General features: G+C 61.4%; 11 protein-coding genes. 4 read left to right on the top strand and 7 right to left on the bottom strand.

Features of this window, described 5'->3' with window-relative positions:
* Positions 1 to 34 precede the first annotated feature (34 nt).
* The 3 genes from pyrF to BP846_RS00045 form a co-directional block, all read right to left on the bottom strand.
* Complete coding sequence (gene pyrF / locus BP846_RS00055) at positions 35 to 670, bottom strand: orotidine-5'-phosphate decarboxylase (RefSeq protein ID WP_292392001.1); 636 nt, start codon at positions 668 to 670, stop codon at positions 35 to 37.
* Positions 667 to 1602, bottom strand: coding sequence for a deoxyhypusine synthase (locus tag BP846_RS00050; protein ID WP_292392000.1), 936 nt, complete (start codon positions 1600 to 1602; stop codon positions 667 to 669). The genes pyrF and BP846_RS00050 overlap by 4 nt, the downstream gene beginning before the upstream one ends.
* Before the next feature lie 622 nt (positions 1603 to 2224).
* A complete protein-coding gene (locus tag BP846_RS00045) occupies positions 2225 to 3466 on the bottom strand; it encodes a tRNA(Ile)(2)-agmatinylcytidine synthase (protein WP_292391999.1) in 1242 nt (413 codons plus the stop codon).
* Positions 3467 to 3514: 48 nt separating this feature from the next.
* On the opposite strand from BP846_RS00045, the gene BP846_RS00040 reads away from it, so the two are divergent.
* Positions 3515 to 4429: a transcriptional regulator gene (locus tag BP846_RS00040; protein ID WP_292391998.1), complete on the top strand. Its 915-nt coding sequence runs from the start codon at positions 3515 to 3517 to the stop codon at positions 4427 to 4429.
* Positions 4430 to 4486: 57 nt separating this feature from the next.
* Positions 4487 to 6157, top strand: a complete 1671-nt coding sequence (gene thsA, locus BP846_RS00035; RefSeq protein ID WP_292391997.1) for a thermosome subunit alpha — start codon at positions 4487 to 4489, stop codon at positions 6155 to 6157.
* 2 nt (positions 6158 to 6159) lie between these two features.
* Here the strand turns inward: thsA and BP846_RS00030 are convergent, their stop codons facing one another.
* Entirely contained in the window at positions 6160 to 6282 is a 123-nt protein-coding gene (locus BP846_RS00030) for a hypothetical protein (protein WP_292391996.1), read from the bottom strand.
* Positions 6283 to 6446: 164 nt separating this feature from the next.
* Here BP846_RS00030 and BP846_RS00025 point away from each other — a divergent pair, with 164 nt between their 5' ends.
* A complete protein-coding gene (locus BP846_RS00025; protein WP_292391995.1) occupies positions 6447 to 8339 on the top strand; it encodes a sensor histidine kinase in 1893 nt (630 codons plus the stop codon).
* A 50-nt stretch (positions 8340 to 8389) separates the two neighbouring features.
* On the top strand, positions 8390 to 10234 hold the full coding sequence (locus BP846_RS00020) for a HAMP domain-containing sensor histidine kinase (RefSeq protein ID WP_292391994.1): 1845 nt from the start codon (positions 8390 to 8392) through the stop codon (positions 10232 to 10234).
* A gap of 27 nt (positions 10235 to 10261) precedes the next feature.
* Here the strand turns inward: BP846_RS00020 and BP846_RS00015 are convergent, their stop codons facing one another.
* The 3 genes from BP846_RS00015 to BP846_RS00005 all read right to left on the bottom strand — a co-directional run bounded on the left by BP846_RS00015 (position 10262) and on the right by BP846_RS00005 (position 12798).
* The gene (locus tag BP846_RS00015) at positions 10262 to 10456 is read right to left on the bottom strand and encodes a YwbE family protein (protein ID WP_292391993.1); all 195 of its coding nucleotides are present in this window, start codon (positions 10454 to 10456) and stop codon (positions 10262 to 10264) included.
* A gap of 19 nt (positions 10457 to 10475) precedes the next feature.
* A complete protein-coding gene (gene lysS / locus BP846_RS00010) occupies positions 10476 to 12002 on the bottom strand; it encodes a lysine--tRNA ligase (RefSeq protein WP_292391992.1) in 1527 nt (508 codons plus the stop codon).
* 490 nt (positions 12003 to 12492) lie between these two features.
* Positions 12493 to 12798 carry a hypothetical protein gene (locus BP846_RS00005; protein ID WP_292391991.1) on the bottom strand — a complete coding sequence of 102 codons (306 nt, stop codon included), beginning with the start codon at positions 12796 to 12798 and terminating at the stop codon, positions 12493 to 12495.
* Positions 12799 to 12918: the final 120 nt, after the last annotated feature.

Raw genomic sequence — 12918 nt, 5'->3', positions numbered from 1 at the left:
CGTCATATCCCGGGGGATCGGAACGGAGAACTCATCACCGGCGGATGCGGGAGAACCGTTCGGCCTCAGTCGCCGGGTCCTCTGCCTCGTAGATGCTCCTCCCGACGATGACCCCGTCGACCAGCCGGGCAACCGTATCGAGGTCGCCGCCCTGAGCCCCCACGCCCGGGGAGTAGATCGTCTTCTTGCCGACGATCTCGCGGAGCTGGCTGACCCGGTCCGGGCGGGTGGCGGGAGCGATGATGCCGTCGGCCCGGCAGGAGACAGCGAGCGTCGCGAGGCGCTCGGCCACACCACCGTGGAAGAACTCGGTCGCCCCGGGATGGCTCATCTCCGCGACGATGTAGGCGGCCCCACCGTGGTTGTGCGCCACCTCGACACACGTCCTCACAGCATCGGCCCCCACGAACCCGTGGGCGATGACGGCGTCAAACCCGGCTGAGAAGACCGCTTCACAGATGAGGCGGTTGGTGTTCGGTATATCCGCGACCTTGAAGTCGGCGATGAGCGGGAGGCCGAGACCGGCAAGGTCCTCCACGACACCGAGGCCGGCCGAGAGGACGAGGGGGTAGCCGATCTTGACCGCATCGATGAAGGGCGCACAGGACTCTGCGATTCTCGCCGCCCGCTTCCGGTCGAGCACATCGAGCGAGAGGATGAGCTCGGTCATCCTTCCAGCCTCTCGAGGGTTGCGGCCACGAGGAGAGGCAGGTTGATGGTCGCGTCGCCGTAGACAGTCGCGGCGCGAGCCTCTCCGGTGAGCTTGCCCCATGAGCGGGCTTCATCGAGCGTCGCGCCCGAGAGGCCGCCGAGGTCCGGCCGGTCGCCGGTGAGCTGCACTGCGTAGTCAAACCCGCTCTCGGTCATCAGTTTGCTCTGCAGGATGTAGTTCTTCGGGACACCGCCGCCGACGAGGATGGTCCCGGCCCGTTCGGCCTCAAAGCACCGGTCGAGGAGTCCGGGCATATCACCAAACGCGCTGACCGTGACCTTGTGCATCTGGGAAAACAGCCAGTACTGGAGCCCGATCATGGAGTCCTGGATGGCGGGACAGTAGACCGGCACCCCGGCTTTTGCCGCCTCGGCGAGGATCCCGGAGTCAAGTCGGCTGCCGATCCGGTTGAGAAGGTCGGAGATCGAGACCGTCGAACCCTCCGGGAGGGACGAGTAGACGTCCTGCATGAACTCTTCGAACCTGATGAACGCCTCGTTTGGGAGGAAGATGTCGTAGATTCGGTTGATCCCCTCCTCGCAGAGTTCGGCATCGGAGACCTGAGCGGTCCCGTGGTAGTGGTGACAACCGATCGCCTCGATGGTGTCGTGGGTGAGGTTCGCCCCCGTCGAGACGAGCACATCGATGTGTCCCCGCCTGATGAGGTCGCTGACGATGCCCCCCATGCCGCCGGGGACCATGGCGCCCGAGAGGCCGAAGAACTTCAGCGCCTTCTCGTCGCGGAGCATCCGCTCGTATATGTTGACCGCCTGCCACAGGGACCCCCCGTTGTAGGCTCCTGCTTTTCCAAGTTCATCGACGAGTTCGCCGACCGTCATTCCTGGGCGCACTCGCGCCTGTTGTACCGCATCCCCATACTTGAAGGTCATGATAGTGATACACCAGCTCTTAAGAGACATTGGCATTCATGCACAATAACACCTTGTCTTTTCGTGAGGTTGTCCCGGAGCACTCACGGTGGAGAGGATCCGTCGGCTAAAAAATGTTGAATTGTTGCGGGAACCCGGGGATCGGGTTCCCGCTGCCAGACAGGGGATGACTGGTTATCCGACACGGGATGATCCCGCTCGCCCCGCCGTGTCGGGGGTCCGGATGTGTGCCGGACCATCTCTGAAGAGCGGACTTTCGGGCCGGGAGACAGAAGGGTATCCAGAGGGTTATCTTCGTCTCCGCTCCGTGCATACTTGACCGCGGATCTGTACAGCCTGCTGCTGAACCCTGCTCGCCGTGGTTGGCACCGTCACGGGCGGACAGGTCAGAACATGTGCGCCTTCGCCGCTGATAGTCGGCACGGGATCACCAAGAATTAGTTAATGCCCAAACGTTATAAATCTTTTTTTGTAAAGTCCGTTTAGTTTACCCTGTGGGGAGAGCCCCCGGTTCAGAGATCCGGCACACGAGCGTGGTAGACTGAGATCAAAATGGGCAGAATCTTTCCCTGATTGAAGAACAACCCGCAGGAGGCCGTGCCCCAGGATCAACTCCTGCGGTTCATCCAGAGAACGCCTGCTCCCATGCAGGGACGCCGCGCACCAGCGGCCGGGAGAGGTGCCGGCGGGCGGTGGGGGGGACCTCGTACCATCCGGGCCGGATCCGGCGCTCCAGCACCTCAACCTCTGGCTCCCGGCTGCGGCCCCCACAGACCCTGCACTTGTAGCCCTTTCCTGCCCCGGCGCTCGTCATCCTCTTCTTGCAGGCAGGGCAGACCGGTGGGCGGATGCGAACAGCATCGGCGAGGCGGCATATCCCGAGTTTCTCGAGGTTGAGACTCTCCCCTTTGTAACTTCCGGCTACGGCCACCACATCTCCCGGGACGAGGGCTCTCGCGACGTCACGGAACCCCTTGGTCGGCTCGTAGGCCATACAGCGGACCTCAACGCCTTCGTCTGCGAGGAGGAACGAGACATGGCCGCCGGGCCCGGTGACCGGCGACCCGACGGCCGTGCCCCGCACCAGGTATGACCGCCCTTCCCGGAGCGCTCCGACCTTCCCCGGCAGCAGGTGGGCGTCCGTCCCCTGGTTGGTGGTGTAAACCTGCTCACAGGCCGGTTCCTCCGAGTGGACGTAGGACCGGGCTTCCCGGACCCACGCCGGGCTCTCCCCCCGGATGCCGAAGAGGACCGGGTCGGGTGTGTGGGGCACACAGACCACCACGTCGTTCTCCCGGTCCACCGTGTCCCAGGTGTGGGGGGAGGTCATCTCCTCGGCGCGGAAGAGGCTTCCACGGTCCACCTGCCGGGGGGTGCTCCACATCTCCCGCTTCCGGTAGGCAAGCAGTTCGTAGGTCCGGTCGGGGAAGTCACTCGCAACCGCCGCGGTTGCGCCGATAAGACCGCGCCGGTTCTTGTAGCCGCGGTAGCGGGCCCCGACCGACTCGAGCAGATCGATGGCCTCACTCACGTTGCAGAAATCCCGGAGCGCCGCGTGGTAAAAGTCCGGCGGCGGCCGGACCCCGGCGACCACCACGCCGGGGTTCGTCCCGGCGGCGTCGAACTCCGCGAGTTCTTCCACGCACGCGCAGGCAAGCGCGAACGCCGCCTCCGCATCACCCTCGGCCTCGATGCAGACCGCCGCGTTCCCCCGGGTCTTGTGGATGACGTTCGGGTTCAGCCTGACCAGTCGGGCTTCAACGACACGGATCCCTGCTTGCTCCAGCCGCCGCACCAGAACCGCCCCGATATAGGTGGTGCACATCCCGGCAGGGGAATCCGTATCATCGATCCCGATCCGCATAACCCTATAGTTTATATCGTTCTCCGGCTATATCGATTCTTACGGGTTATGTCGCAGGATCGCCTTCCTCAGATGGTCATCAGCATTATGCTCCTCGCGGACTTCGACGTCTCGGAGCGATGCAACATCCGTCCGCGGAGCTTCGACCTCCTCGCGAAGAAAGGCGACACCCTCGTCATCATCAAAGTCGTCTCTCACATCGATAGCGTGAGCGCCGATATAGCCTGGGACCTCAACCTGATCGCCCGGTACCTCCAGGCCACCCCTCTCATCGTCGGAGAGCGAGCCCGCGATGCTGAACTTGAGCGCGGAGTTGTCTACATCCGCTACGGGCTCTTTGCTCTCAACCCCGAGACACTCTACGACTACTTTGCGGAAGGGCTCTCGCCAATGGTCTATGCATCCCCCGGCGGCCTCTACGTGAAGATCAAAGGCGACCTCCTCCGGGAGGTGCGGGAGCGCTCCCGGATGTCACTTGGGGATCTCGCATCGCACCTCGGGGTCTCCCGCCGGACTATCAGCAAGTACGAGAGCGGCATGGGCACCACGCTCGATGTCGCTATCAGGCTTGAGGAACTCTTCAATGCCCCGCTCGTCGAGACGATTGAGCTCATCGGCTACCGCTCTCCCGAACCCCCTGCATCTCCGGAATCCGCGACCGGTGACGTTCTCATCAATCTTGAACGGATGGGGATGGAGATCCACGCGATGCGGCAGGCCCCGTTCCAGGCGCTGGCGCTCTTTGACCGGCATACAATCCTCGCGGCATACGGCACCTCCCAGAAGATCGTAAAGCGCGCTTCCCTCATCGGCAACATATCCCAGATCACAAAGACGTTTGCTGTGTGCGTCGTCACGGATTATAAAAAGCAGAAAAAAATCGGCAAAACCCTCCTTATCGGCGAAGAGCATCTCCACACCCTCGAAGACGGCTCAGAACTCATAGATATGATGACCGAGTGAGTAGTTTTATATAGAACTACAAACCTACCTTTCTATCGCTTAACAACGGTGATACCTATGTCAAGTCTTGGAGGACAACCAATCCTTATTCTGAAAGAGGGTAGCCAGCGTACCCGTGGTCGTGACGCACAGTCAGGCAATATCGCTGCCGCAAAGGCCGTCGCAAGCGCTGTACGGACAACACTCGGCCCTAAGGGCATGGACAAGATGCTCGTCGACACCATCGGCGACGTCGTCATCACAAACGACGGTGTGACCATCTTAAAAGAGATGGATATCGAGCACCCGGCCGCGAAGATGATGGTCGAGATCGCAAAGACCCAGGATGATGAGGTCGGCGACGGCACCACGACCGCGGTGGTGATCGCAGGCGAGCTCCTGAAGCGGGCCGAGGATCTCCTCGACCAGGATGTGCACCCCACGGTCATCGCCCACGGCTACCGCATGGCCGCCGATAAGGCGCAGCTCATCCTCGATGAGATCGCTGTCGACGTCAGGCCCGACGACATGGTGATGCTCAAGAAGCTCGCCGATACCGCCATGACCGGCAAGGGCGCCGAGGCCGCAAAGGAGAAGCTCACCGAGCTCGTCGTTAAGGCGATCACGATGGTCGCCGATGCCGACGGCACCGTCGACACCGAGTTCGTGAAGGTCGAGAAGAAGGTCGGCGGATCCATCGAGGACTCCGAGATCGTCGAAGGCATGATCATCGACAAGGAGCGTGTGCACCCCGCCATGCCCCGCGTCGTCAAGGACGCGAAGATCCTGCTCCTGAACGCCGCCGTCGAGTTCAAGAAGACCGAGGTCGACGCCGAGATCAGCATAACAAGCCCCGACCAGCTCCAGATGTTCCTCGACGAAGAGGAGCGGATGATCAAGGGCATCGTCGACAAGATCATCGCAAGCGGCGCAAACGTTCTCTTCTGCCAGAAGGGCATCGACGACATCGCCCAGCACTACCTCGCAAAGGCAGGCATCTTTGCTGTGCGGCGTGTCAAGAAGAGCGACATGGAGAAACTCGCTCGTGCCACCGGTGGATCCGTCGTCAGCTCCATCGACGCCATCGCCCCCGAGGAACTCGGCAAGGCTGGCAACGTCGAGGAGAAGAAGGTCTCTGGCGAAGAGATGATCTTCGTCACCGAGTGCGATAACCCGAAGGCGGTCTCGATCATCATCCGCGGCGGCACCGAGCATGTCGTCGCCGAACTCGACCGCGCCATCGAGGACGCTCTCAGGGTCGTCAGCGTTGCCGTCGAGGACAGGAAGTTCGTCGCCGGCGGCGGTGCGCCCGAGATCGAGCTCTCGCTCCGGCTCCGCGAATATGCTGCAACCATCGGCGGACGCGCCCAGCTTGCCATCGAGGCGTTCGCAACCGCTCTCGAGATCATCCCGAGGACGCTTGCCGAGAACGCAGGTCTTGACCCGATCGACATGCTCGTCGCCCTCCGTGCAGCCCACGAGAAGGGTGGCGTGAACGGGAAATACATGGGACTCGACGTCTTCAACGCTGTCTCCGGGGATATGCTCAAGGCCGGCGTCATTGAGCCCCTGCGGGTGAAGACCCAGGCGGTCTCCAGTGCCGCCGAGGCCGCTGTCATGATCCTCCGGATCGACGACGTCATCGCCGCATCCAAGTCCGCTGCACCTGCGGGTGGCCCCGGCATGGACGAGATGGGCGGCATGGGTGGCATGGGCGGCATGGGTGGCATGGGCATGCCCCCGATGTAAGATCACCGTACCATCCCGCACGATATGACCCGGGGCCGTTGCCCGGCCCCGGCATTCTCTTTCTTTCCCGTCCTGTGCGCGCCGTCGCCGCAACTCTTCTCGCCCTCGATGCTGTTCACCGGCATCAGCGTGCTTCTGCTCCCCCTTGGGCTTTCTGGTGCAATATATTTCCTAAATCCGTGATTCTCTGCTAAGATCGTTCATGCTAAATAGCTACAGATATACACCTCTTTGAGAGTCTATTCCTGCCCGGGGAGGGTAGTGCATGAAGAGCGACGAGGGTACCTGAATGATGGCGAAGCGATCGACGCGACCGTCGCTCTCGCTCACAGTCTACCTCCTGCTTGGCATACTGCTCGCGGTGGCCCCCGTCGTCTGCCTGTTCTCGCTCATCGACTATGTGGGAGTCAGACAGGAGCTGGATACAAACGCCGAAGAGTTCCAGGACCAGACCGAGTCCGGCATCATCCTCTCAATGAATCTGGTGGACACGGGGTTAAAACTCTTCGACAACACCTTAAACCACGATATGCGGGAGGGGTTCGGCCTGTTTATCGCGGAGTACGAGCGGGCGGGAAGGGACCCGGCGGAGATGGACCTTCATGGGGTCAAGCAGCAACTCGGGGGCGAGATGGACCTCTATATCATCAACGAGAGCGGCGTCATCGAGTACACCACCTGTCCTTCGGATCTCGGCCTCGATTTCCGGGAAATTCCCTACTTCTACGATCGGATAACGGAGATCCGGCTCAATGGCGCCTTCTCGGCAGATAGGGTCGTCCCCGAGATCACCACCGGAGATCTCCGGAAGTACGCGTATCTACCCTCTCCCGACCGCCGCTACCTCTTTGAGTTAGGCCTTGCAGAGTCAGAGTTCCAGCAGCATCGCACGGCGCTGAAGTACCATGATATGGCCCGGGAACTGGTGGACAAAAACCCGGACGTCAGGGAGATCCGGGTCTTTGACTGCCTGGGCACGCGGATCACCGGTGAGGCGCATCCTGCTGATGGCCGTCGGCTGTCCCTGGTCCGGCAGGCGTATCAGGAGAGGACCTGTCTAGAAGTGGAGAACGCTGCCGCAGGCGAACTGACTCGGTGCCTCTTCATCAATCTGACTGACAGTGATTACGCATCGGATATGAGCATGGTCGTTGAACTGACCTACGACACGAAGGCTGCTGAGGCAAAACTTGCCGGAATGCACGACTGGCATGTGAGTGCCCTGCTCGTCGCGATCTTCTGCATCAGCTGCCTCTCGGCTCTTGCTGCATACTCTCTGACGCGGCCGATACGCACCCTCGTCGAGGACGTCGATACCGTCGCCCGCGGTGATCAGGACCACCCCATACGGGTGAGCGGGGGCGAAGAGTTCGTGCACCTCGGGGAGAGCGTATCGGCGATGGTCGCATCCTTAAAGGAGACCCTCCGGAAACTCCAGGAGTCGGAGGAGGAGATCATCCGGCACAGCCATATTCTCGAGGAAGAGGTCAGGGAGCGGACGGCCGAGCTTGAGGAGTCAAACCGGATGGCAACACTCTACCTGGATATCATGAGTCACGACATCAACAACGCGAACAACGTCGCAAACCTCTACTCTGACCTCCTCCTTGCCGACCTTGAGGGAGCGCCGGAGGCGGAGTTACTCCGGAAAGCGAAGATGGGACTTACGAAGAGTATCGAGATCGTGCGAAACGTCAGCACCATCCAGCACCTCCAGGGAGGCGTGCCGTCGCCCGGGGTGGTCGACCTTGATCGGGTCATCAGAGGCGAGATCGAACATTCTCTCGACTCCAGGATAACCTACACCGGCACCACGGTCCCCGTCCTCGCCGACGACCTCCTCTCCGAGGTCTTTGCGAACCTCATCGGGAACGCGAAGAAGTTCGGGGGACCGGATGTTGATATCGCCGTCCGGGTCGAGGAGCGCGGGGAGGAGGTCGTGGTCTCGGTCGAGGATGACGGGCCGGGAATCCCGGATGCTCTAAAACCGTGGCTCTTCGACCGGCTGGTTCGGGGTACCCACAGGACTGCCGGGACCGGGTTCGGGCTCCACATCTGCCGGATGCTCGTTGAGCGTTACGGCGGGAGAATCTGGGCGGATGAGCGGGTCCCGGGAGAGCCGGAGTGCGGCGTGGCTATCCGGTTCACACTCAGGAAGGCTGGAGGGGGAGGCGGTCCATGACGGCAACAGACGACAGTGGTAAAAGGCATCGCCGTTTTGGTACGCATCCGATGCTCGTCATGATCATGATCACGCTCCCGGTGATAGGGGTGATCTCGGCCCTGGACTACCGGCAGGTCGAGGGGGCTCTGATCGCCGAGGAAGACCTGCTCCGGGATCAGACGGAGAAGAGTGTCACCCAGTCGATACGGCTTATGGACGCGGGCCTGAAACTCTTCGACGGAACGCTGGACCGCCGGATGGAGGAGGGATTCGGTCCGGTTCTCGCCGAGTACGAGCGCGCAGGAAGGAACCCGGCGGAGATGGATCTCTCCCACGTTCGAGAAGAACTTGGGGGGGAGATGGAGATCTACATCATCAACGCGTCAGGCGTCGTCGAGTACACCACTTACCCGCCGGACCTCGGCCTGGACTTCAGGCAGATTCCCTATTTTTATGACCGGATAACGAAGATCCGGCTCGGGGATACATTCGCGGCGGACCGGGTTGTGGCGGAGCCGGCGAGCGGATTGTTGAGGAAATATGCGTATCTGCCCTCTCCCGACCACCGCTATCTCTTCGAGCTCGGGCTCGTCTGCAGTGCAGCCGAGACTGACCGGTTCGATCCGCAATACCAGACACTCAAAGCGGCTCTGATGCGGTTGAACCCGGCGCTCGAGGGGATCCGGATCTTCGACTGCTACGGGAGGCTCATCAACGTGACCGATTCGGAGAGCCCGACCGATCCGGCCGCCATCAACCCTATTGCCCGGGCAGTCTTTGAGGAGAAGCAGGACCGGACGCTGCCGAACTCGACCGCCGGCACGATCACCCGGTACATCCTTGTCGACCTCTCCGTTCCCGACCACCCCTCAGACGCGAGCCGGGTCGTGGAACTGACCTACAGTACCGCTCCTCTCGACGCCCGGCTCGCGGAGATGCGGTTTAGCCACGCTCTCCTCGCGGTTCTGGCGAGTCTCGCCGCCTGCTGCATCGCATTTCCGGTCTCACGGCGGATCACCCGGCCGATACGGGAGATCGTCGACGACGTCAACACCATCGCCCGCGGGGACCACGACCACCGGATCCGGGTATCCACGGGATCGGAATTTACCCGTCTCGAGATGAGCATCGGTATCATGGTAGACTCTCTCAAAGAGAATATCCGGCGCCTCCGCGAGTCGGAGGAGACGTTACGGCAGTACAGCACCCACCTCGAAGACCAGGTCCGAGAGCGGACGGCCGAGCTTGAGGAGTCCAGCCGGGCGGCAAACCTCTATCTGGACATCATGGTTCACGACATCAACAACGCAAACACCGTTGCTATTGGATACACGCAGTTCCTCGCCGATGCGCTCGAGGGAGAACAGCAGGAGATGGCCAAAAAGATGCTCTCCCGGCTCAATCAGAGTTCCTATGTCATCCGCTGCGTCGCCACCCTCCGGAAGGCCCGGGAGAGCGAGGTGGTACTGACGTGGATGGACCTCGACGGGGTGATCCGGGAACAGGTAGCGAACCACCTTGAGGGCCGGGTTCAGTACGAGGGCCACCCGGTCACCGTCCTCGCCGATGACCTCCTGCCCCAGGTCTTTGCGAACCTGCTCGGGAATGCCACCAAGTTCGGCGGCCCCGCCGTCGGGATCACCGTCCGGGTCGAGGAGCGCGGGGAGGAGGTCGTGGTCTCGGTCGAGGATGACGGGCCGGGAATCCCGGATGCGATGAAGAGGGAGCTCTTCCGCCGCTTCCAGAAAGGGGAGGGTGAGTTGACCGGGGCCGGGCTCGGGCTCTACATCTGCCGGATGCTCATCGAGCGTTACGGCGGCAGAATATGGGTGGATAACCGGATTCCGGGAGAGCCGGAGTGCGGCGTGGCTGTCCGGTTCACGCTCCGAAAGGTCGGAGAGGGTCGCAGGTGACAGCCGCGCGAAGGTGGCAGGCCTGCCTTACTCGATGATCTCCTGCACCCGCCCGACCTGTCCGTCCTGGAGCCGGACCTTGATCCCATGAGGGTGAAAGGATGAGTTCGTCAGGATATCGGCGACGATGCCCCGGGTGCGCTTCCCGGTTCGCTGATCACGTTTGAGCACGATATCCACCGTTATGCCGGGATGGATGGCGGCCCGATTTTGTCCGTTCATGGGCAAAAACAGTGGCAGGTCACTCGTCCCCGCCACTCTCCCCCGTTTCTGACCCGTTCGGCCCCGGGACGATGGTCTTCATCTGCGGGAAGAGGAGCACTTCTTTGATCGAATCCTTGCCGGTGAGGAGCATCACCAGACGGTCGATGCCGATACCGACGCCGCCGGTGGGGGGCATTCCGTAGCCAAGCGCGTTGATGAAGTCGTAGTCGATCATCTGTGCTTCAAGGTCGCCACGGCGACGCTTGGCGTCCTGGAGTTCGAGCCGGGCCTTCTGGTCGAGCGGGTCGTTCAACTCCGAGAAGCCGTTTGCCATCTCCATCCCGGCGATGAAGAGTTCGAACCGCTCCGTCAGCCCATCCTTCTCCCGGTGCTTCTTTGCCAGCGGCGAGTTCTCGATGGGGAAGTCGTAGATGAACGTCGGCTGGATGAGTTCCTTCTCACCGAAGTGCTCGAAGAAGAGCGCCAGGTACTCGCCCCGGGTCGTGGCACTCTCGCAGCCCTCGACGCAGTGCTCAAGGCCGAACGTCCGGAGTTCCTCCACGCTGTGAGTCCGGATGTCGATACCGGCGTACTCCTGCACCGCCTCCTCCATGGAGAGGCGGCGCCAGGGGCGGGCGAAGTCCAGGTCGTGCCCAGCAAACGAGCACGTGGTTTTCCCGTGCACCTTTTCCACGAGGAGTGAGAAGAGCTCCTCGGTGAGGTCCATCATGTCGTTGTAGTCCCGGTAGGCCTCGTAGATCTCCACCATCGAGAACTCGGGGTTGTGGTTGGTGTCGATATCTTCGTTCCTGAAGTTCTTGGCTATCTCGAAGACCTTGTCGAAACCGCCGACGACGAGACGCTTGAGGTAGAGTTCCGGCGCGATCCGGAGGTAGAGTTTCTGGTCGAGGGCGTTGTGGTAGGTGGTGAACGGCCGGGCGTTTGCGCCGCCGTAGATCGGCTGCAGGGTGGGAGTCTCGAACTCCAGGTAGTCCCGCTCGAAGAGGAACTGCCGCAGGAGCGATATGATCCTGCTCCGGGTCCGGAACGTCTCGCGGCTCTCTTCGTTCATGATCAGGTCGAGGTAGCGCTGCCGGTAGCGGGTCTCGACGTTCTTGAGCCCGTGAAACTTCTCCGGGAGGGGGCAGACCGACTTGGTGAGGAGTTCGAACCGGTCGACCCAGACGGTGATCTCGCCCATCTTCGTCCTGAAGACGTGGCCGACGACACCGATTATATCCCCGGCATCAACGTACTGCCTGAAGAGGTCGAACTGCTCCTCGCCAAGGTCGTTCTTCCGGAGGTAGAGTTGTACCCTGCCGCTCGAGTCCCCCAGATCAGCAAATATCGTCTTGCCGTGCTGGCGAACAATGTAGATGCGGCCTGCGATGCTGACCTCTTCCTCGCTCTTCTCGTGCCCGATACCGGAGAACCGGTCCTTGATCTCCTCGACGGTATCCTTGCGCTCGAAGGTGTAGGGGTAGACCATAACCCCGCGTTCGAGCAGTTCCTGTATCTTATCAATCTTTGTCGTATCAAAACAGATATGATTCATATCGCTCATAGTGTAAACAGCTCCATTTGTCCTGCAGCCCCTCAAGCCCCGATCCCTCACCGCCGTTTTCCGGGGCCGGGCCGTATGCTCATGGATAAATTCTAGTATAATGTTCCCTCCTGGTGATATTAATGTTTGAGGAAGTGACGGGCGGGAGCGTAGCGAGCGGCCGGAGCTTGAGCCCCGCCAGGTGCGAGTGGTGACGTTCCAAAGGAACAGAGCGGGAGAAGACCGAAGGGTGCGACGGACAACGTCCGGAGATTGAGAAGCCATCAGGCTTCGAGCCGGGGCCGTGCAGGCGATGTGCCTGGGACGAACCGGGCGGGAGAAACAGCGCGCTCGGAGTCGCAGCGGTTCAACAGCCCAAGCCTTCCACGGCTTCGTACATTCTGTTTCGTGTGAGAGGGTAGGGGTGTGCCGGTTTCGCTTCAAGTAGTTTCCCGGTCTATGCGATGGATCTCCGGGTTAGTGGTGCCTTGCCCGATCACACCTCTGCCGCTCACGAACAGGACGCGAGCGGCCTGGCGCCCCGGAGCAAGTAACTCCGGAGCATAAGCTCTTCCGGTGCATCGGTGTGATCGAGGAGAACGGCCGGCCCAAAGACACCATGGTAAACAATGAAGTAATCGTCGTGTTCCGGAGATAGCGGCTTTTCAACAGCGGCGAAGTAGCCGTATGATGCTTCGTTCTCGTATTTCGTTACGGTTATGGGGCCGGAGATCGGTTCGCCCGGTGATATATCGGGTTTACCAGTGCATCGATTCCAAAATAACCGACCATATCTGGCCTTCGTCCGCTCCCCCACGGAGCGCTCCCCTCCGTCCCCCTACTCTGGTAGGGGCGGGGGCAGTGCCCGGGCTGATATTTGGGGATGAGCCGCGTCCGGTTCTTCTCCGGAATCTCCCCCTGGAGTGGACCGTGGGAA

The organism is Methanoculleus sp. UBA303 (assembly GCA_002501655.1).
Classification (GTDB): Archaea; Halobacteriota; Methanomicrobia; order Methanomicrobiales; family Methanoculleaceae; genus Methanoculleus.
This window is presented reverse-complemented; position numbering and strand designations above follow the sequence as displayed.